Here is a 21,616-nt window from a genome sequence, read left to right as displayed (position 1 = left end):
CTATCAAGATTCACAGCAGTAACCAGTACAGATTCAAATAAAAATCACCATTCAGATGCAATATCACACAATCTGTATGCTAAAAAAATGAATTTTTTGAGTCTGTATTGAAAATAGCTTTCACCTCATCATAGCGATCATTCACTGGCGAGGGGGAAAATATGGAATTTCATGAGAATCGATCACAAAAACCGTTCCGCGAGTCACCGTTTTGGCTCATGCTGATTTTGCCGTACCGCTTGTGGAAAGTCTGGCGGGGAAGAGCACAAACACTGAAGATACTACGGAACATGAGCGATGACGGACTCAAGGATATCGGGCTGAAAAGAAGCGATCTTGATCGGTTCAGATAACGCCACGGCAAAAACAGTAGACTAAAAAACAGTAAAGATGTGCCGATACAGACTGCGCATCTGTATCGGCACTCGAGATTGGTGAAGTGAAGAGGTTAGTCAGGCAAGGCGTCCGGCGGTGTTGCCTTCATCCGCATTCCGACAATCGCCGACAGTAAGCAGCCAATGGCAAGATAAGCTGCCACCGCATGCCATGAACCATCCATAAACTGCACCAGCAGAACGGCGATAAAAGGCGTAAACCCGCCGCCAACCACGCTGGCGACCTGATAACCCACACCCGCCCCACTATAGCGGTATGCCGTACCAAATAGCTCGGTAAACATCGGCTGCTGTACGCTAACGATCATATCGTGAGCAATATTCGCCAGCATGATGGCAAAGAACAGAATCATCAGTGTGTTATGGCTTTCCAGCGCCATAAAGAATGGCACCGCACTCGCAGCCCCAATCAGCGCACCGGTAACATAGATACGACGGCGGCCAAAGCTATCTGCCAGATAGGCAAAGCAAGGAATAGATACGCAGCTGATTGCCCCCACCAGCAGCCCGATATTCAGGAAAATATCCCGCGATAGCCCAAGATGAGTCGTGGAATAATTGAGGGCAAACGCGGTGACGATATACATCGTTAACAGTTCGCCAAGCCGTAGCGCGATAATCAGCAAAAATGCCTTCGGATGCTGGCGCAGTGCTTCCATGATAGGGAACGAACGCAGTTTGCTTGCTCTTTCTCCCAGCGTTTTATTCGCCTCAAACTCCTGAGACTCATCCATCCCGTTGCGTACCCACCAGGCGATAGCCACCAGAATCAGGCTGAATAAGAACGGCAAACGCCAGCCCCAGGTGGTAAATTCTTCGTTGGTCGTCAAATTGCTCACCACCGATACCGACCCAGTAGCCAATAACAGCCCAACCCCAAAGCCAACCTGTACGCCGCTGCTGTAAAACGCTTTCTTCTTCTTAGGCGCATTCTCTACCGCCAACAGTGCCGCCCCGCCCCATTCGCCACCGACCGCAAATCCTTGAATTGCCCTCAGCGTAACCAGCAGCACTGGTGCCCACCAGCCAATGGAATCAAACGACGGCAACAGGCCAATCAACGCAGTAGAAATGCCCATCATCCAGACCGTGATCATCAACATTCGTTTACGGCCCAGCTTATCGCCGAAGTGGCCAAACACCATGCCGCCTAACGGGCGGAACAGGAAACCAACGCCAAACGTACCAAATGCCGCCAGCGTCCCCATCGTCGGGCTAATTTGTGGGAAAAATTCGGTATTAAACACAAGAGCGGCAACAATTCCGTACAGCAGAAAATCGTACCAGTCAACAACGGCACCCACAAAACTGCCCCATGCTGCACGTTTTGCGCGATGTTGAGAATGGCTTACTGACTGTGTTTGTAGGGTTTTATCAGAAGAAAGTGAGTCATCTTGCTGAGGTAATGAGCCGCCAGGCTGTGAGAGTGTTGGCGTAGTTGAGGTGTCCATGTCGGTTCCGTTCCATTTACTTTACACTACTGTACAACAAAAAATTTCAGGGATGAAATTTTTAACGTCGCTTGCGACGGCCTTTAGGTAGCGCACAGGGATGTGTGCTATAAAAAATTTCAGGAAGAAATAAAACGCAAGGAGCGTTTTATAACGACGCACAGCGTTGTGCCCGTCAGGGTGGAAGGCAAGGACGCCTTCCATAAATTTTTAACGTCGCTTGCGACAGGTCGTCCGCAGGGAAGCAGCCATAAAAAAACCCCGACCATAATAGTCGGGGTTTTTGTTATTTACCGCATGATAGCGCAGCGCAAAAAGACTTACTCGTCGTCGCTGCTACCAAAGCCTGCGTTCAGCAGTTCGGCCAGGTTAGCAGAAGCTTCATCGGCACTCACCTGAGGCACGACAGGCGCTTCACCCGCCTGACGGCGGCGCATACGATCCTGATGGTACGCATAACCCGTACCCGCTGGGATCAGACGACCTACGATAACGTTCTCTTTCAGGCCACGCAGTTCATCACGCTTACCAGCAACAGCGGCTTCGGTCAGTACGCGAGTGGTTTCCTGGAACGATGCCGCAGAAATGAAGGACTCGGTCGCCAGAGACGCTTTGGTGATACCCAGCAGATCGCGGCTGAACGTTGCCGTAATCTTGCCATCCGCTTCCAACTGGCGGTTAGCAATCTTGATGCGAGAGAATTCTGCCTGTTCGCCTTCCAGGAACTCCGTGCCACCAGCGCTAACGATGGTACCTTTACGCAACATCTGACGAACGATAACTTCGATGTGTTTATCGTTAATCTTAACGCCTTGCAGACGGTAAACTTCCTGAACTTCGTTGGTGATATAACGCGTTACTGCATGTACACCACGCAGACGCAGAATATCATGCGGAGACTCTGGGCCGTCGGAAACGACGTCACCACGCTCCACAACTTCACCTTCGAACACGTTAAGCTGACGCCATTTCGGAATCATCTCTTCGTAAGCATCGCTGCCATCCAACGGAGAAATTACCAGACGGCGCTTACCTTTGGTTTCTTTACCGAAGGAAATGATACCGCTGATCTCTGCCAGAATAGCCGGCTCTTTCGGCCGACGGGCTTCGAACAGGTCGGCTACGCGTGGCAGACCACCGGTAATGTCCTTGGTACCACTGGATTCCTGAGGGAGACGCGCCAATGTATCACCGGCACCAATCTGAACCCCATCTTCCAGTTGAACAATTGTTTTACCCGGCAGGAAGTATTGAGCAGGCATATCAGTACCAGGAATCAGTACATCTTCGCCTTTGCCATCAACGATTTTCAGTGCTGGACGTAGGTCTTTACCACTACCGGTACGCTCTGCGCTATCCAGAACCACGATAGAGGACAAACCAGTCAGTTCGTCGGTCTGGCGAGTAATGGTCTGACCGTCAATCATATCAGCAAAGCGGATGAAACCGCTTACTTCGGTCACCACTGGCATGGTATGCGGGTCCCAGTTTGCGACGGTTTCGCCACCGCTAACTTCTGAGCCATCCCCCTTCGCCATCACTGCACCGTAAGGCACTTTATAGCTTTCTTTGGTACGTCCGAATTCGTCGATCAGTTTCAGTTCAGTATTACGTGAAGTAATCACCAGTTTACCGTTGCTGTTCATAACGAACTTCGCGTTGTTCAGTTTCAGGCTACCTTTGTTTTTCACCTGAATGCTGGACTCAGCTGCCGCACGCGATGCCGCACCACCGATGTGGAACGTACGCATGGTTAACTGTGTACCCGGTTCACCGATGGACTGTGCCGCGATAACCCCGATGGCCTCACCTTTGTTGATGATATGACCACGAGCCAGATCGCGACCGTAGCAATTGGCGCACACGCCAAAGTCGGTTTCGCAGCTTACGACTGAACGTACTTTAACGGCGTCAACGGAGTTCTCTTCCAACATGTCACACCACTGCTCATTCAGCAGCGTGTTACGTGGAACCAGAATGTCCGCGGTGCCCGGTTTGATCACGTCTTCAGCCGTTACACGACCCAGTACACGCTCACGCAGTGGTTCTTTAACATCACCACCCTCGATAACCGGCGTCATCATGATACCTTCATGGGTACCACAATCGTCCTCGGTCACAACCAGATCCTGCGCAACGTCAACCAGACGACGAGTCAGATAACCGGAGTTCGCTGTTTTCAGTGCGGTATCCGCCAGACCTTTACGCGCACCGTGCGTCGAGATGAAGTACTGGAGTACGTTCAGACCTTCACGGAAGTTTGCGGTAATCGGCGTCTCGATGATCGAACCATCTGGTTTCGCCATCAGACCACGCATACCCGCCAACTGACGAATCTGTGCTGCAGAACCACGCGCACCGGAGTCGGCCATCATAAAGATGCTGTTGAAAGAAACCTGCTGCTCAACCACGCCATCACGGTTAACCACATCCTCAACGGACAGGTTTTCCATCATCGCTTTCGCAACACGTTCGTTCGCCGCTGCCCAGATATCGATCACTTTGTTATAGCGTTCACCCGCGGTAACCAGACCAGACTGGAACTGCTCCTGAATCTCGGCAACTTCGGTTTCGGCTTCTTCGATAATCTCGGCTTTTTTCTCCGGGATAACCATGTCATCGATACCTACGGAAGCACCAGAGCGCGCCGCGTAAGCAAAACCGGTGTACATAGTCTGGTCAGCGAAGATAACTGTCGGCTTCAGACCCAAAATGCGGTAACAGGTGTTCAGCATTTTGGAGATCGCTTTCTTGCCCAGAGGCTGGTTAACGATCGAGTACGGCAGACCTTTCGGTACGATCATCCACAGGATGGCACGGCCGATAGTCGTATCGATAATCGATGTCTGATGCGTAACCTCGCCTTCGATGCTCTTGATCTCTTCCGTGATACGCACTTTAACGCGCGCATGCAGAGAGGCCAGACCAGCGCGATAAACGCGTTCAGCTTCTTTCGGACCCGTGAGCACCATGCCTTCGCCTTTGGCGTTAACACAGTCACGCGTCATGTAATACAGACCCAATACCACGTCCTGAGAAGGAACGATGATTGGCTCACCATTCGCAGGGGACAGGATGTTGTTGGTCGACATCATCAACGCACGCGCTTCCAACTGGGCTTCCAGCGTCAACGGTACGTGTACAGCCATCTGGTCACCATCGAAGTCGGCGTTATATGCCGCACAAACTAGCGGGTGCAGCTGGATCGCTTTACCTTCGATCAGGACCGGTTCAAATGCCTGGATACCCAAACGGTGCAGTGTTGGTGCACGGTTCAGCAGTACCGGGTGTTCGCGGATAACTTCGTCCAGGATATCCCATACGACGGCTTCTTCACGCTCAACCATTTTCTTGGCGGCTTTAATGGTGGTAGCAAGACCACGCAGTTCCAGCTTGCCGTAGATGAACGGTTTGAACAGCTCCAGTGCCATTTTCTTCGGCAGACCACACTGGTGCAGACGCAGGTATGGGCCAACGGTGATGACAGAACGACCGGAGTAGTCAACACGCTTACCGAGCAGGTTCTGACGGAAACGACCCTGTTTACCTTTGATCATATCGGCCAAAGATTTCAGAGGACGTTTGTTAGAACCGGTGATCGCACGACCACGACGGCCGTTATCCAGCAGGGCATCAACCGCTTCCTGCAACATACGTTTTTCGTTACGTACGATGATATCTGGCGCAGCCAGATCCAGCAGACGTTTCAAACGGTTGTTACGGTTGATCACGCGACGATACAGATCGTTCAGGTCGGAAGTCGCGAAACGACCACCATCCAGCGGAACCAACGGACGCAAATCTGGTGGCAGTACTGGCAGAACGCTCAGGATCATCCACTCTGGCTTGTTACCAGACTGTACGAATGCTTCCAGCAGCTTAATGCGCTTCGTCAGCTTCTTACGTTTGGTTTCAGAGTTGGTTTCGGTCAGCTCTTCACGCAGCTGCTCGCATTCCTGCTCCAGATCCATGTTCTTCAGCAGAGCCTGGATCGCTTCGGCGCCCATTTTCGCGTCGAACTCATCACCAAACTCTTCCAACGCATCCAGATACTGCTCTTCAGTCAGGATCTGACGGCGCTCAAGGTTGGTCATACCGCCTTCAACCACGACATAAGATTCAAAATAAAGCACGCGCTCAATATCACGCAGCGGCATATCTAACAGCAAACCGATACGGGAAGGCAGTGACTTCAGGAACCAGATGTGCGCAGTCGGAGAAGCCAGCTCGATGTGACCCATACGCTCACGACGTACTTTAGTTTGGGTCACTTCAACGCCGCACTTCTCACAAATAACACCGCGGTGTTTCAGGCGCTTATACTTACCGCACAAGCACTCATAATCTTTTACTGGCCCAAAGATACGGGCACAGAAAAGGCCGTCACGCTCAGGTTTGAACGTACGGTAGTTGATGGTTTCTGGCTTTTTAACTTCACCAAAAGACCACGAACGGATCATGTCTGGCGAAGCCAGAGCAATTTTGATCGCATCAAACTCTTCGGTCTTAGTTTGCGCTTTCAGAAACTTTAATAAGTCTTTCACGGATTGGCTCCTGTCGGAGTTAGACCTGATAGACACCTGATCTATGCCGTTAACAACAATATTGTCGTTAAAAACAACGTTCAGGTGTCCCTATGACGAATGCCAGCAATACAACGAGCTGGGATTACTTTTCTTCCAGCTCGATGTTGATACCCAGCGAACGGATTTCTTTCAACAATACGTTGAAGGATTCCGGCATGCCTGGTTCCATCTGATGATTGCCATCCACGATGTTCTTATACATCTTGGTACGGCCGTTCACGTCATCAGACTTAACGGTCAACATCTCTTGCAGGGTATAAGCTGCACCATAAGCTTCCAGCGCCCACACTTCCATCTCACCGAAGCGTTGACCACCGAACTGCGCCTTACCACCCAGCGGCTGCTGAGTAACCAGGCTATAAGAACCGGTGGAACGAGCATGCATCTTATCGTCAACCAAGTGGTTCAGTTTCAGCATGTACATGTAGCCCACGGTAACCTGACGCTCAAATTGCTCACCGGTACGTCCATCGTACAGGGTAATCTGACCGGAGGTAGGGATACCGCCCATCTGCAACAGTTCCTTGATTTCTTTCTCTTTTGCACCGTCAAATACTGGCGTTGCAATTGGCATACCTTTCTTCAGGTTTTCAGCCAGACGCATAACTTCTTCGTCTGAGAAAGTACTCAGGTCGACTTTCTGACGCACATCGTCGCCCAGGTCATAGGCTTTCTGGATGAACTCACGCAGTTTGGTCACTTCTTCGTGCTGTTTGAGCATGGCGTTGATTTTCTCGCCGATACCTTTCGCAGCCATACCCAAGTGGGTTTCCAGAATCTGACCGATGTTCATACGTGAAGGTACGCCCAGCGGGTTCAGTACGATATCGACCGGCGTACCGTTCTCATCGTAAGGCATATCTTCGATCGGGTTGATCTTGGAGATAACACCTTTGTTCCCGTGACGACCTGCCATCTTGTCACCCGGTTGAATCTGACGTTTAACGGCCAGATAAACCTTAACGATTTTCAGCACGCCTGGTGCCAGATCATCGCCTTGGGTGATTTTACGGCGCTTAGCCTCAAGTTTTTTCTCAAACTCGTGCTTCAGCTCATCATACTGTTCTGCCAGCTGTTCCAACTGATTCTGCTTATCTTCATCAGTCAGACCCAGTTCCAACCAGCGCTCGCGCGGCAGTTTGTCCAATTTGTCAGCTTCTACGCCGCCAGAAACTAGCACTGCGTGGATACGTCCAAACAGACCCGCTTCCAGAATCTGCAACTCTTCAGTCAGGTCTTTCTTCGCCTGCCTCAGCTGCATTTCTTCGATTTCCAACGCACGTTTGTCTTTTTCCACACCATCGCGGGTAAAGACCTGTACGTCGATAATCGTACCGGAAACACCGTTTGGTACACGCAGAGAAGAGTCTTTAACGTCAGACGCTTTCTCACCGAAGATCGCACGCAGCAGTTTCTCTTCCGGCGTCAGTTGGGTTTCACCTTTCGGCGTTACCTTACCAACCAGAATGTCACCACCGGTCACTTCCGCACCAATGTAAACGATGCCGGACTCATCCAGTTTAGAAAGTGCTGCTTCACCCACGTTCGGGATGTCCGCAGTAATTTCTTCAGGCCCTAACTTAGTGTCACGAGACACACAGGCCAGTTCCTGAATGTGGATGGTCGTGAAGCGATCTTCCTGAACCACACGCTCGGAAACGAGGATGGAGTCTTCGAAGTTGTAACCGTTCCATGGCATGAATGCCACGCGCATGTTCTGACCCAGCGCCAGTTCACCCAGATCGGTGGACGGGCCATCTGCCAGAACATCACCACGTTCTACCGGCTCACCCAGAGACACACACGGCATCTGGCTGATGCAGGTGTTCTGGTTAGAACGGGTATATTTGGTCAGGTTATAGATGTCGATCCCGGCTTCGCCCGGATACATTTCATCGTCATTAACGCGGATTACAATACGGGATGCATCCACGTACTGTACTGTACCACCACGTTTGGCTACGGCAGTTACACCGGAGTCAACCGCAACAGCGCGTTCCATACCGGTACCAACCAGCGGCTTATCAGCGCGCAGAGTCGGAACGGCCTGACGTTGCATGTTCGCACCCATCAGGGCACGGTTGGCGTCATCGTGTTCCAGGAACGGAATCAGGGATGCACCGACGGAAACCACCTGCTGTGTGGAAACGTCCATGTATTCAACCTGATCGCGGCTGAACAAGCTGGACTCGCCTTTGTTACGGCAGGTAACCAGTTCGTCGATGAAGCGGCCTTCTTCGTCCAAATTGGTGTTCGCCTGTGCGATAACGAAGTTACCTTCTTCAATCGCAGACAGGTAATGGATCTCATCCGTCACCACGTTTTCACGCACACGACGATACGGGGTTTCAAGGAAACCGTATTCGTTAGTTTGCGCATAAACGGACAGGGAGTTGATCAGACCGATGTTCGGACCTTCCGGCGTTTCGATAGGACAGACGCGACCGTAGTGAGTCGGGTGTACGTCACGAACTTCAAAGCCAGCACGTTCACGCGTCAGACCGCCTGGGCCCAATGCGGAGATACGGCGTTTGTGCGTAATCTCAGACAGTGGGTTGTTCTGGTCCATAAACTGTGACAGCTGGCTTGAACCGAAGAACTCTTTCACCGCGGCCGAAATCGGCTTGGCGTTGATCATGTCCTGTGGCATCAGCGTATCAAGGTCGCCCAGAGACAGACGCTCTTTTACAGCACGTTCTACACGCACCAGACCAACGCGGAATTGGTTTTCTGCCATTTCGCCGACGGAACGGATACGACGGTTGCCGAGGTGGTCGATATCATCCACTTCGCCTTTACCGTTACGGATATCAATGAGCTTCTTCATCACTTCGATGATGTCATCTTTGCTCAGGATACCGGAACCTTCGATCTCATCACGTAGCAGAGAACGGTTGAACTTCATACGACCAACCGCAGACAGATCGTAGCGGTCTTCAGAGAAGAACAGGTTCTCAAACAGCGTTTCTGCTGCTTCACGCGTTGGTGGCTCACCAGGACGCATCATGCGATAGATTTCAACCAGCGCACTCAGGCGATCGTTTGACGGATCGACGCGCACGGTTTCAGACATGTATGCACAATGATCAAGATCGTTGGTGAACAGTGTCTCAATACGTTTGTGCCCAGACTGGCTCAGTTTAGCCAGCAGATCCAGCGATAGCTCCATGTTGGCTGCGCCGATCAGTTCACCGGTGCTCTCGTCGATATAATCTTTGGACAGTACTTTGCCAGCGATATATTCAACAGGCACTTCAATGCGCTCAATACCGTCTTTCTCTAACTGACGGATATGACGCGCAGTGATGCGGCGACCTTTTTCGATATAAACTTTACCGTTCGCTTCAATATCAAACGATGCGGTTTCACCACGCAGACGCTCAGGAACCAGATCCATCTGCAATTTATTGCCATTGATTTCATAGACAATTTTATCGAAGAAAAGATCGAGAATCTGTTCGGTGGAATAACCCAGCGCGCGCAGGATAATGGTCGCAGGCAATTTGCGACGACGGTCGATACGGACAAACAGATTATCCTTCGGATCAAACTCGAAATCCAGCCAGGAACCACGGTAAGGAATAATACGTGCGTTATACAGCACCTTACCTGAAGAGTGGGTTTTACCTTTGTCGCTATCGAAGAACACACCTGGACTACGGTGCAACTGAGACACGATTACGCGCTCAGTACCGTTGATCACAAAGGTACCGTTATCGGTCATGAGCGGAATTTCGCCCATGTAAACTTCTTGTTCTTTGATGTCTTTAACGGTGCCTTCAGGCGCTTCGCGCTCGTAGATCACCAGGCGCAGTTTTACGCGTAGCGGCGCAGAGTACGTCACACCACGGATCTGACATTCTTTAACGTCAAATACTGGCTCGCCCAAGCGATAGCTAACGTATTGCAGCTCTGAATTACCGCTATAGCTTTTTATAGGGAAAACAGAACGGAATGCAGCTTCCAAACCGTACTGACCTTCCGGGTCTTGCTCGATAAACTTCTGGAACGAGTCAAGTTGGATAGAAAGGAGATAAGGTATGTCCAAAACCTGTGGACGTTTACCAAAATCCTTACGAATGCGTTTTTTCTCGGTATAGGAGTAAACCATAGGGTTCCTCAGCTAGCTGACAAGTCGAACCACTCTGTCTGCCCTAACAAGGACAGTTCATGCAACACTATTTATGTTGGTCGGAAAATAGAGAACTTTCCGTAATACGTCTTTCTATTACTCTTAAACCATTTCGTTGCTCTTGCTTAGGCATGGAGCCCATGCAGGAAAGCAGTATATTAAGTCGTCAATAGAAAAAAATATTGGGAGAAATCAATGGCTAAACAGTGTGAAATCCCATTGATGCCCTACAGCGCAAAAAGGCTGGTGACTAAAAAGTCACCAGCCATCAGCCTAATAAATCAGGCTGCAACCTGAAAGGTTGGCTTATTTAACTTCAACTTCTGCGCCAGCTTCTTCCAGTGATTTTTTCAGTGCTTCAGCGTCATCTTTGCTCACGCCTTCTTTCAGAACTGCAGGTGCAGATTCAACCAGATCTTTGGCTTCTTTCAGGCCCAGACCAGTTGCGCCGCGAACAGCTTTGATTACAGCAACTTTGTTAGCGCCGATAGCTTTCAGCACAACGTCGAACTCAGTTTTTTCTTCAGCAACTTCAGCTGGGCCAGCAGCAACAGCTACAGCAGCAGCAGCAGAAACACCGAATTTTTCTTCCATAGCAGAAACAAGCTCAACAACATCCATTACAGACATAGCTGCTACTGCTTCCAGAATTTGATCTTTAGTGATAGACATAACAATTGTTCCTAAGAATCAGAAATAGTTTATACGTTAGCAAGTACGTTAGAAAAGAAAGTGCTATTACGCAGCTTCTTTTGCATCGCGAACAGCAGCCAAAGTGCGGACCAGTTTGCCTGCAGCGGCTTCTTTCATGGTCGACATCAGACGTGCCAGTGCTTCTTCGTAAGTCGGCAGCGTTGCCAGACGGTCAATTTGAGCCGCCGGGATCAGCTCACCTTCAAAGGCTGCAGCTTTGACCTCGAATTTTGCATTCGCTTTCGCGAACTCTTTGAACAAACGAGCAGCAGCGCCCGGATGTTCCAGAGAATATGCAATCAGGGTCGGACCGACAAACGTGTCTTTCAGGCACTCAAATTGAGTACCTTCAACAACGCGGCGCAGCAAGGTGTTACGAACAACACGCATGTAAACGCCAGCTTCACGCGCTGCTTTACGCAGTTCGGTCATTTTATCAACGGTAACGCCACGGGAATCCGCAACAACCGCAGACAGCGCACCTTTGGCTACTTCGCTGACTTCAGCAACAATCGCTTGTTTGTCTTGAAGATTTAATGCCATTAGCTTTTGCTCCTGGATTTAGCCGGAGAAACTCTCCGGAACTCACTTCACTTATCGCCAAAATTAGAGATAAGCGTTGAAACACGGTGAGCAGAATCCAGTAAAAAATTATTCTTTATAAAAAAGAAAAACGTTATTTAGGCTCTGTCACCGTCTACGCAGGAGAATTAAGTTTCTTACGAAACACCTGCGGTCTTGGACGGAGGCCTGGATAGGCCAGGCTCCAACCGAAAAATTCTTGCGTCATTCCACTTGAGGAACAACGGGCGTAAGATTATAGGTAAATCTCACACCCGAGTAAAGCGGAACAAAAGCTATTAGTTAGCAGCAGCGTTCAGACCGCTTTGGTCGATGGCAACGCCAGCGCCCATAGTGGTAGACAAGCTAACTTTCTTGATGTACACGCCTTTCGCCTGAGATGGTTTTGCTTTTTTCAGCGCAATCAACAAAGACTCTAGGTTTTCTTTCAATTTGTTAGAATCGAAATCAACCTTACCGATAGTGGTATGAATGATACCGTTCTTGTCGTTACGGTAACGAACCTGACCAGCTTTAGCATTATTAACTGCTTCAACAACGTTAGGAGTTACAGTACCCACTTTCGGGTTTGGCATCAGGCCACGTGGACCCAGAACCTGGCCCAATTGGCCAACAACGCGCATTGCATCTGGAGATGCAATAACAACGTCAAAGCCCATTTCGCCTTTCTTGATCTGATCAGCCAGATCTTCCATGCCCACGAATTCAGCGCCAGCTGCTTTAGCAGCTTCAGCGTTTGCACCTTGGGTGAAGACAGCTACGCGAACAGAACGACCGGTGCCGTGAGGCAGAACGGTTGCGCCGCGAACGTTTTGGTCAGATTTACGTGCATCGATGCCGAGGTTAACAGCTACGTCTACACTTTCTACGAACTTAGCAGTGGCCAGCTCTTTGAGCAGAGCAACAGCTTCGTTGATGTCATACTGTTTAGTTACATCAACTTTGTCACGGATCACGCGCATGCGCTTGGTCAGCTTAGCCATTTATTAATCCTCCACTACCAGGCCCATGGAACGAGCGGTACCTGCGATAGAGCGCGCCATGGCGTCTACATCAGAACCAGTCATGTCCGCAGCTTTAGTTTCTGCGATTTCACGAACCTGAGCGCTCGTTACTTTACCTACTTTGTCTTTGTTCGGCTTGCCAGAACCAGACTTGATACCAGCCGCTTTCTTCAGCAGAACAGCTGCTGGAGGCGTTTTGGTAACGAAGGTGAAAGAACGGTCAGAATAAACGGTAATAACAACCGGAGTCGGCAGACCCTTCTCAAGGCTTTCAGTTTTAGCATTGAACGCCTTACAGAATTCCATGATGTTAACACCTTGCTGACCCAGAGCCGGACCTACCGGTGGGCTCGGGTTAGCCATACCAGCTGCAACTTGCAGCTTGACGTAGGCTTGTACTTTCTTGGCCATTTAACTTTCCTCGATTGGGTAATAGCGCCTAGTAAAAGGCTCCCCGTGGTTTGTATTACGTTTCAGACGCCGTTAAGGCCACTGAAAAACAAAAGGCGCGAAATTATAGGTTAATTTCGCGCCATAGGCAAGTCGCTATTTTCAGCAAGTCTTGTCAGGCAATTAGCCTTTTTCGACCTGAGCAAAGTCCAGTTCAACAGGTGTCGCACGACCAAATATAGAGACAGACACCTTCAGGCGGCTCTTCTCGTAGTCAACTTCTTCAACAACGCCGTTAAAGTCGGCAAATGGACCATCGTTGACGCGAACCATTTCACCCGGTTCAAACAACGTTTTCGGACGAGGCTTGTCACCAACCTGCTGGAGACGATTCATAATCGCATCCACTTCTTTATCACTGATTGGAGCAGGACGGTCAGATGTGCCGCCAATGAACCCCATAACACGAGGTACACTGCGCACAAGATGCCAACTCGCATCTTCCATAACCATCTGCACTAAAACATAACCAGGGAAAAATTTGCGTTCGCTCTTGCGACGTTGACCACCACGGATCTCAACGACTTCTTCAGTAGGAACCATGACTTCGCCAAACAGCTCTTCCATATTATGGAGTTTGATATGCTCGCGCAGAGACTGTGCTACGCGACCTTCAAAACCAGAAAACGCCTGAACGACGTACCAACGTTTTTTTGGAGCTTCAGACATCTTTTAGAACCTCAGTCCAGTGATAAACGATACCAGACGGACCAGAATACCATCCAGTCCCCACAAAATCAGTGACATCACGGCAGTAACCGCGGCAACGATTAACGTGGTGTGTAACGTTTCCTGACGAGTCGGCCAAATTACTTTGCGTACTTCAGTACGCGCTTCGCGAGCAAACGTTACGGTTGCTTTGCCTTTTGTGGTCAGCAGGGCCACACCACCGGCTGCGGCGATCAGAATAACAACAGCCAATGCGCGCAGAGGAAGACTAAATTCGCGGTAATAATAATTGCCAACAATCGCAACGACCAGCAAGGCACCTACTACTAGCCACTTAATCACTTCCAGGCTACGCCCACTATCCTGAGCTTCGGTATTCGCACTCATAAACCAACCTGTCACAATGATTCAGACAAATAACTTTGCCCCGTAACCACGGAGCAACCAAACCGAAAGATGTTCTGTAAAACGAATAATTCGGTATTTACGCAGTATCTACAGAGCCTATCTCACCAATGATTATATCTCACAATCGCTGATGAGATAGGTTCTACCATGACAGCGTAGAAAAAGGGCATCAAATGATGCCCTTTTATCGCGTGTCGCGTCAAACGTTATCAGCGATTAAGCGATAACTTTAGCAACAACACCCGCGCCTACTGTACGGCCGCCTTCACGGATTGCGAAACGCAAACCATCGTCCATCGCGATTGGGTGGATCAGGGTAACAACCATTTTGATGTTGTCGCCCGGCATGACCATCTCTACGCCTTCTGGCAGTTCGATGGTGCCCGTTACGTCAGTCGTACGGAAGTAGAACTGAGGACGGTAGCCTTTGAAGAACGGAGTATGACGGCCGCCTTCATCTTTGCTCAGGATATACACTTCTGATTCGAACTGAGTGTGTGGCTTGATTGAACCCGGCTTAGCCAGTACCTGACCACGCTCGATTTCTTCACGCTTGATACCACGCAGCAGAACACCAACGTTCTCGCCTGCACGACCTTCGTCCAGCAGTTTGCGGAACATTTCTACGCCAGTACAGGTAGATTTCGCAGTATCTTTGATACCTACGATTTCAACTTCTTCACCCACTTTAACGATACCGCGCTCTACACGACCGGTAACAACGGTACCACGACCGGAGATGGAGAATACGTCTTCGATTGGCAGCAGGAACGGCTTGTCAATCGCACGCTCTGGTTCTGGAATATAAGAATCCAGGTAGCCTGCCAGTTCGATGATTTTGGCTTCCCACTCAGCTTCGCCTTCCAGCGCTTTCAGAGCAGAACCACGAACCACTGGGGTGTCGTCGCCTGGGAAGTCGTACTGAGACAGCAGCTCACGCACTTCCATCTCAACCAGTTCCAGCAGCTCTTCATCATCAACCATGTCACATTTGTTCAGGAACACGATGATGAAAGGAACGCCAACCTGACGACCCAGCAGGATGTGCTCACGGGTCTGAGGCATTGGGCCGTCAGTCGCAGCAACAACCAGGATCGCGCCGTCCATCTGAGCAGCACCGGTGATCATGTTTTTCACATAGTCGGCGTGTCCTGGGCAGTCAACGTGCGCATAGTGGCGAGACGGGGTATCGTATTCAACGTGAGAGGTGTTGATGGTGATACCACGTGCTTTTTCTTCCGGTGCGTTATCGATCTGGTCGAATGCACGCGCGTTACCACCGTAGGTTTTAGCCAGAACGGTAGTGATTGCAGCGGTCAGAGTAGTTTTGCCATGGTCAACGTGGCCGATAGTACCGACGTTAACGTGCGGTTTTGTACGTTCAAATTTTTCTTTAGACATCGATTGTCCCTCTAAGACACGGATAAATCGGTGGTATCACCACATCAACCAAGCGATAGCTTGCTGAATTTATTCACAGAAAGAAAATCAGGAGGAGGAAAAGGAAGTGGTGCTGATAGGCAGATTCGAACTGCCGACCTCACCCTTACCAAGGGTGCGCTCTACCAACTGAGCTATATCAGCACATCTTGGAGCGGGCAGTGGGAATCGAACCCACATCATCAGCTTGGAAGGCTGAGGTAATAGCCATTATACGATGCCCGCATCCTGGAACTCGGCTACCTAATTTTTCTGTAGATTTTGAAATTGGGGAATAAAATTTTATAGACCCCGCCTTCGTCGATCCGGCTTACTCTTACTACCGTATCGAGTATCCTGTCGCCAGGATTGAATTTGGTGGTGGGGGAAGGATTCGAACCTTCGAAGTCTGTGACGGCAGATTTACAGTCTGCTCCCTTTGGCCGCTCGGGAACCCCACCTGATTGTGTACTTGATGGTGCCGGCTACCGGAATCGAACTGGTGACCTACTGATTACAAGTCAGTTGCTCTACCTACTGAGCTAAGCCGGCTTCAAGTGCTGCGCATTTTAGGTAGACAGAACGCTCGATGCAACAAAAAAATTGCGTAAAATGCGCTATCGCTTAGATTTTATCCAAATCCGGCTATAAATCCAGAGTAACAGTAAGAATTAGCGCAAAGAACCACCAATTCCATCCAGCAAAGTGGGGGTTTCGCCATCAAATTTCCGCCTATGCCTCTTGCACCTAAAATACGGTTTTGCTCTTTAGAAGAGCACACACTGCACTGACCGATGCTATTTTGCTCGCTTTTCTAAGGGAATGAACCTGGAATGAATTTTGCTTGGTTAGAAATAAATTTCTGTCGAAGAGGAAAAATACGATGAAAACCGTTCAACTCAATGCTGCAACCTTACCTGTCTATCGTGAGGAACTGGCTAGCCTACTGATAGATGCTGTAGAAAAAGGTGCTTCTGTTGGGTACCACTCGCCACTGTCCCACAAAGAAGCCACAGAATATTTTCATAGTTTGCAAACATCTGTCGCCAGCGGTGAACGCATGTTATGGGTAGCGCGCGATGAGGATGGCGTCGTCGGAAGCGTACAGCTTGAGTTATGTCAAAAGCCAAATGGGAAAAACAGAGCTGAAATTCAAAAATTATTGGTTCACAGTCGCACAAGAAGAGCAGGAATAGGCCGACTGCTCATTCAACTATTGGAACAGAGCGCGCTTTCACAACAGAGGGGATTACTCTACTTAGATACTCAAGCAGGTTCCCCCGCAGAAGCGTTCTACCGTGCATTGGGCTATCGCCATCTGGGAGAATTACCAGACTACGCTTGCACACCCGATGGCTATTATCACCCAACGGCCATTTATTATAAGCGCCTCTTTGCCGTGAATGGTTTAGGTAAAGCCATCGCTAGTTAGCAAGCGCCCGATGCGTAAACATAGAAGCATCGGGTACAGCACCGATTTTCTCTTCTTCTTTCTAGCAGCAAAGTGTTAACCTGCCCATTATCAAAAATTTATTACATAAGAGAAGGTGCCGCGATCATCGCGTTGGCTAAACTAATAGCCCGTTTTCTTCGCTGGGCTGAGAGTCCCTTTTCTTACCTGTGAAGCAGGCAGAACACGACTTATGAGCAATAGAGAGCAATCCTTGGCCACGCCATACCTACAATTTAACCGCAGCCAATGGGCCGCCTTGCGCGATTCCGTCCCGTTAACGCTGACAGAGGAAGAAATCGTTAAGCTCAAAGGGATTAACGAAGACCTTTCATTAGACGAAGTCGCGGAAATTTATCTGCCGCTATCTCGCCTGCTCAATTTCTATATCAGCTCTAATTTACGACGTCAGGCTGTGCTTGAGCAGTTCTTAGGAACTGATGGCCAAAAGATACCTTACATAATCGGTATTGCAGGCAGTGTCGCTGTAGGGAAAAGTACTACAGCTCGTGTGCTTCAGGCGTTATTAAGCCGCTGGCCGGAACACCGCAGTGTAGAACTTATTACAACCGATGGGTTTCTTCATCCAAATAAAGTGCTAAAAGAACGCGACTTGATGAAGAAAAAAGGCTTTCCGCAGTCATACGATATGCATAGTTTGGTGAAGTTTGTTTCTGATATAAAATCAGGGACACAAAAAGTCACTGCTCCAACGTATTCCCATCTGACATATGACATCGTCCCTAATAACAATAAAGTGCTGGAGCAACCTGACATTTTAATATTAGAAGGCTTGAATGTCTTACAAAGTGGAATGGATTATCCACATGATCCACATAGAGTTTTTGTTTCTGATTTTGTGGATTTCTCTATTTATGTGGATGCACCTGAAACACTGTTACAGACATGGTATATAAATAGATTTTTAAAATTCAGGCAAGGTGCATTCTCAAACCCAAATTCATATTTTCATAATTATGCAAAATTGACGGAAGAAGAAGCTGTCGGTATTGCATCTCAATTATGGAAGGAAATTAACGGACTTAATCTAAAAGAAAATATCCTCCCTACCCGAGAGAGAGCTAGTCTTATTATGACTAAAAGCGCTAACCATGCCGTTGAATGTGTTAGATTAAGAAAATGAATATGTAAAAGGGGGCATCCCCTAATGCCGATCGTTTAAGGATCAGTTAAACGATCCAGCCGTTGGTGTAAAAAAGGTTCATGACATTCATGGACCTTTTTTTATGCAACTTTCTCAGGCTCTTGGCATTATCAATCTTACTGCCCCGGAACAGACTCACACACTCGCGGCTCTCCTGCTCGTTAGCATGATTGAACAGGCATTAACGCTCACTGATACCGTCACTCTGCGCAAGCGAAAACTCCCACTTGAGTCCGTGGTGTGGCTGGTTATCGGCATGGCCGTATTCAATCAGCGTCCTCTCCCACATCGTTAATCTCATGGATATCGCTGATCGCTCCGGCACCCCGTTCATCGCCCCCAGTTCTGTCATACAGCGGCGACAGACGCTCGGTGAGGCTGCTGTCAGAGAACTGTTTGATATCACACAACGACACTGGAAAATGAGGCGGCCTTCGGCAAGGCCTCCAATCAGCACGGCGACAAGGGTTACCCGCAGGTAAGAATGGCCTGCCTGATGGAACTGAGCAGTCATCTCCGCCAGTGCGTTCGGCCGCTACAATGTCAACGAAATGCGACTGGCAGCAGAGCTGACCGAAAAAACACCAGACAACAGCATTACCCTGTTCGATAAAGGGTTTTACTCCGTAGGCTTATTACACCACTGGCAGAGTGTGGGAGAAAACCGGCACTGGTTGTTGCCCCTGAAGAAAAATACGCAATATGGAGTAATAGGCAAGCTGGGCAAGCAAGACAGACTGGTGCGGATTAAGACATCGCTGCAGGCGCGTAAACAATGGACGACGCTGCCGGAGAGCATCACAGCGCAGTTGTTAACGAAGACGATAGAGGGAAAAACGCGAGAGGTGCTTACGTCACTGACGGACCCAATGCGTTATCCGGCGGCGGAGGTGCTTCAGCGGTGCCCTGACGGAAATCTGGCGATTACTTATCGGTCTGCCGGGTTCATCGCCGGGTGCGATACCGGGACATCTGAAGCATTTTTATGAGCAGGCAATCTATCTGGTATTGCCGTTACGACGGGAGCGAAGTTCCCCCCGAGAAATCAGGGGAAGACGGGCGAAATATCCGTTAAAAAACAATGCCGGTCACCTTAAGTGATCGGCATTAGGGTACCCCCCTTTATTATGCACCGCGCAGAGAAATTTCCCCACCAATATACGGAGTTATCAGACCATCGTTTTCTAATAACAATGCACCCTGGCGATCTATTCCTCGGTCTATCCCATGTATTTCGCGATTACCGATAATCAAACGGACTGGGCGATTAAAATAGTTATCCAATTTTTCCCATCTGGAAATGAATGGTTCAAGACCTTGTAGTTCAAAGATAACCAAAGCACTTCTTAATTCAGAAATAAGAGTCGAAGCAAGAGTATTACGATTAATCTCTATACCTGCCTCTTGTAAATTTATCCAGCCTTGATTAATCGTATCTGGAGCAGGTTCTCTCATTTGTAAATTAATGCCTGCACCAATTACCAAATTAGCAGCATCTCCCGTTTTTCCGGTAAGTTCGACAAGAATGCCAGCCAACTTTCTATCCTTCAGATACAAATCATTCGGCCACTTAACTCGAACACCATCAGCACCAAGCTTATGTAGCACTTCGGCCATTACGATACCGATAACCAGACTCACCCCAACAGCTGCAGCTGGCCCCTGTTCTAGACGCCAATATAATGATAAATACAAATTTGCACCAAAGGGTGAAAACCATTGCCGCCCCCGACGACCACGCCCAGATTGCTGATACTCAGCAAGGCATACATCACCGGATGACAGCGTATCCAATCGTTCTAAAATGTACTGATTCGTAGAATCAACGACAGGTAAAACCGTCACGCCACCTTCTGGTAGGTGCTTAAGAATAACTTCTGCATCTAATAACTGCATAGGCGCTGGCAAAGAATAGCCTTTACCCGTTACAGTAAAAACATCAATTCCCCAATCACGTATAGTTTGAATATGTTTATTAATCGCAGCTCGGCTCATCCCCATCATTTCGCCAAGTAGCTCACCAGAGTAAAACTCACCATCAAAGAGGATTTTAATTAATTTAAGAGGAACCGTAATATCTTTCATGATAATACCTCGATGGCATTGACCTCTCCACACGCAGCAATAAAGCGAACTTCAGGCTCCAGCTGTATGGAGAATTTTTCAGCAACCTGATTGCGGACGTAACGAGCTAATTCAACAATATCTGAGCTTTTTGCATTATTCTTATTAATCAGAACTAATGCCTGTTTCTCGTGAACAGCGGCACCACCAAGCTGGAATCCTTTAAGCTTGCACTGATCAATTAACCATCCAGCGGCCAATTTAACGTTACCATCTGCTTGTAAATACTGGGGAGCATTCGGATACGCTCGTAAAATACGTTCGGCATGCTGTTGTGTAATTATTGGATTTTTGAAGAAGCTACCAGCATTACCTGTCACTACAGGATCTGGGAGTTTACTTCGACGCATATGACAGACAGAATCAAATACCTGCTGTGGCGTCACAGTTTCAGGATTCAGTTTTGCCAAATCGCCGTAGTTAAGTACTGGATGCCACTCTTTCTTTAAAAAAAGCCCTACAGCGGTAATCGCAAACCCAGAGCGGTATTGATGCTTAAATATGCTTTCACGGTAACCGAACTGGCATTCCTCAGTGCTAAGACGCATGACCTTACCTTCAGTCAGATCCAGCAATTCCACATAATCACAGACATTTTTTAATTCAATACCATACGCACCAATATTTTGTATCGGTGCAGACCCCACACATCCAGGAATTAACGCAAGATTTTCTAATCCAGTAATGCCGTATTTAAGCGTATATTCGACTAATTGATGCCAATTCTCACCTGCACCAATATGAAGATGCCAGCCATCGCTCTCTTCTCGAACATCTATACCTTTGAGCCGATTTAGCAGAATAGTACCTAAAAAATCTTCCAGAAAAAGGACATTACTTCCTTCTCCTAGCAATAAAACGGGCTCTTGTGATGCGCGGGCGACGCGCCATTCTTCGATCAATTTCTCTTGAGTATCCGCTACCGTAATGCGAGACGCAGACACAGATAATGAGAAGGAGTTATGAGACTTCAATGAAATAATGCTCGACACCATGCGGAAATACCTACTAATTCAGATATCACATAGTCTACCTGATCTACGCAAGATACCGACTGCCTTTTACCACTGGTAAGGTATAAACAACAT

The 21,616-nt window shown here is 48.8% G+C and carries 15 protein-coding genes, 4 tRNA genes and 1 pseudogene; 4 read left to right on the top strand and 16 right to left on the bottom strand.

Annotation, left to right across the window (positions count from 1 at the left end):
• The first annotated feature begins 161 nt into the window (after nt 1-161).
• On the top strand, nt 162-353 hold the full coding sequence (locus tag JFY74_01330) for a DUF1127 domain-containing protein (protein QQG28743.1): 192 nt from the start codon (nt 162-164) through the stop codon (nt 351-353).
• A 95-nt stretch (nt 354-448) separates the two neighbouring features.
• Here the strand turns inward: JFY74_01330 and shiA are convergent, their stop codons facing one another.
• From shiA to JFY74_01260, 14 genes are all read right to left on the bottom strand, one after another.
• Nucleotides 449-1,846 carry a shikimate transporter gene (shiA, locus tag JFY74_01325; protein QQG28742.1) on the bottom strand — a complete coding sequence of 466 codons (1,398 nt, stop codon included), beginning with the start codon at nt 1,844-1,846 and terminating at the stop codon, nt 449-451.
• 320 nt (nt 1,847-2,166) lie between these two features.
• On the bottom strand, nt 2,167-6,390 hold the full coding sequence (gene rpoC, locus JFY74_01320) for a DNA-directed RNA polymerase subunit beta' (protein QQG28741.1): 4,224 nt from the start codon (nt 6,388-6,390) through the stop codon (nt 2,167-2,169).
• A 124-nt stretch (nt 6,391-6,514) separates the two neighbouring features.
• Nucleotides 6,515-10,543, bottom strand: coding sequence for a DNA-directed RNA polymerase subunit beta (gene rpoB, locus JFY74_01315; protein QQG28740.1), 4,029 nt, complete (start codon nt 10,541-10,543; stop codon nt 6,515-6,517).
• A gap of 327 nt (nt 10,544-10,870) precedes the next feature.
• Nucleotides 10,871-11,236 carry a 50S ribosomal protein L7/L12 gene (gene rplL / locus JFY74_01310; GenBank protein QQG28739.1) on the bottom strand — a complete coding sequence of 122 codons (366 nt, stop codon included), beginning with the start codon at nt 11,234-11,236 and terminating at the stop codon, nt 10,871-10,873.
• A 66-nt stretch (nt 11,237-11,302) separates the two neighbouring features.
• Complete coding sequence (gene rplJ, locus JFY74_01305; protein ID QQG28738.1) at nt 11,303-11,800, bottom strand: 50S ribosomal protein L10; 498 nt, start codon at nt 11,798-11,800, stop codon at nt 11,303-11,305.
• Nucleotides 11,801-12,117: 317 nt separating this feature from the next.
• Nucleotides 12,118-12,822, bottom strand: coding sequence for a 50S ribosomal protein L1 (rplA, locus tag JFY74_01300; protein ID QQG28737.1), 705 nt, complete (start codon nt 12,820-12,822; stop codon nt 12,118-12,120).
• Between the two features lie 3 nt (nt 12,823-12,825).
• Nucleotides 12,826-13,254, bottom strand: coding sequence for a 50S ribosomal protein L11 (rplK, locus tag JFY74_01295; GenBank protein QQG28736.1), 429 nt, complete (start codon nt 13,252-13,254; stop codon nt 12,826-12,828).
• A gap of 162 nt (nt 13,255-13,416) precedes the next feature.
• Nucleotides 13,417-13,962 (bottom strand): transcription termination/antitermination protein NusG, encoded by a 546-nt coding sequence (nusG, locus tag JFY74_01290; GenBank protein QQG28735.1) that lies wholly within the window; start codon nt 13,960-13,962, stop codon nt 13,417-13,419.
• Between the two features lie 3 nt (nt 13,963-13,965).
• Nucleotides 13,966-14,349: a preprotein translocase subunit SecE gene (gene secE, locus JFY74_01285; protein QQG28734.1), complete on the bottom strand. Its 384-nt coding sequence runs from the start codon at nt 14,347-14,349 to the stop codon at nt 13,966-13,968.
• A gap of 237 nt (nt 14,350-14,586) precedes the next feature.
• Nucleotides 14,587-15,771 (bottom strand): elongation factor Tu, encoded by a 1,185-nt coding sequence (tuf, locus tag JFY74_01280; protein QQG28733.1) that lies wholly within the window; start codon nt 15,769-15,771, stop codon nt 14,587-14,589.
• A gap of 107 nt (nt 15,772-15,878) precedes the next feature.
• Nucleotides 15,879-15,954: transfer RNA gene (locus tag JFY74_01275), tRNA-Thr, on the bottom strand.
• Nucleotides 15,955-15,960: 6 nt separating this feature from the next.
• Nucleotides 15,961-16,035: transfer RNA gene (locus JFY74_01270), tRNA-Gly, on the bottom strand.
• Nucleotides 16,036-16,165: 130 nt separating this feature from the next.
• Nucleotides 16,166-16,250, bottom strand: a tRNA-Tyr gene (locus JFY74_01265).
• Between the two features lie 15 nt (nt 16,251-16,265).
• Nucleotides 16,266-16,341, bottom strand: a tRNA-Thr gene (locus JFY74_01260).
• Between the two features lie 331 nt (nt 16,342-16,672).
• Here JFY74_01260 and JFY74_01255 point away from each other — a divergent pair.
• The 3 genes and pseudogenes from JFY74_01255 (at nt 16,673) to JFY74_01245 (ending at nt 19,505) form a co-directional block, all read left to right on the top strand.
• Nucleotides 16,673-17,221, top strand: coding sequence for a GNAT family N-acetyltransferase (locus tag JFY74_01255; protein ID QQG28732.1), 549 nt, complete (start codon nt 16,673-16,675; stop codon nt 17,219-17,221).
• A 211-nt stretch (nt 17,222-17,432) separates the two neighbouring features.
• The gene (coaA, locus tag JFY74_01250) at nt 17,433-18,383 is read left to right on the top strand and encodes a type I pantothenate kinase (GenBank protein ID QQG28731.1); all 951 of its coding nucleotides are present in this window, start codon (nt 17,433-17,435) and stop codon (nt 18,381-18,383) included.
• Between the two features lie 103 nt (nt 18,384-18,486).
• Nucleotides 18,487-19,505: pseudogene (locus tag JFY74_01245) on the top strand (transposase domain-containing protein).
• Nucleotides 19,506-19,529: 24 nt separating this feature from the next.
• On the opposite strand, the gene birA reads toward JFY74_01245, so the two are convergent.
• Together birA and murB are read right to left on the bottom strand one after the other, a co-directional pair.
• Nucleotides 19,530-20,489 carry a bifunctional biotin--[acetyl-CoA-carboxylase] ligase/biotin operon repressor BirA gene (birA, locus tag JFY74_01240; protein QQG28730.1) on the bottom strand — a complete coding sequence of 320 codons (960 nt, stop codon included), beginning with the start codon at nt 20,487-20,489 and terminating at the stop codon, nt 19,530-19,532.
• Nucleotides 20,486-21,523 carry a UDP-N-acetylmuramate dehydrogenase gene (gene murB / locus JFY74_01235; GenBank protein ID QQG28729.1) on the bottom strand — a complete coding sequence of 346 codons (1,038 nt, stop codon included), beginning with the start codon at nt 21,521-21,523 and terminating at the stop codon, nt 20,486-20,488. The genes birA and murB overlap by 4 nt, the downstream gene beginning before the upstream one ends.
• Nucleotides 21,524-21,616: the final 93 nt, after the last annotated feature.

Source organism: Pectobacterium carotovorum, from assembly GCA_016415585.1.
GTDB lineage: Bacteria > Pseudomonadota > Gammaproteobacteria > Enterobacterales > Enterobacteriaceae > Pectobacterium > Pectobacterium carotovorum_K.
The sequence above is the reverse complement of the archived record's forward strand: the minus strand, read 5'-3'. Positions and strand labels throughout refer to the sequence as shown.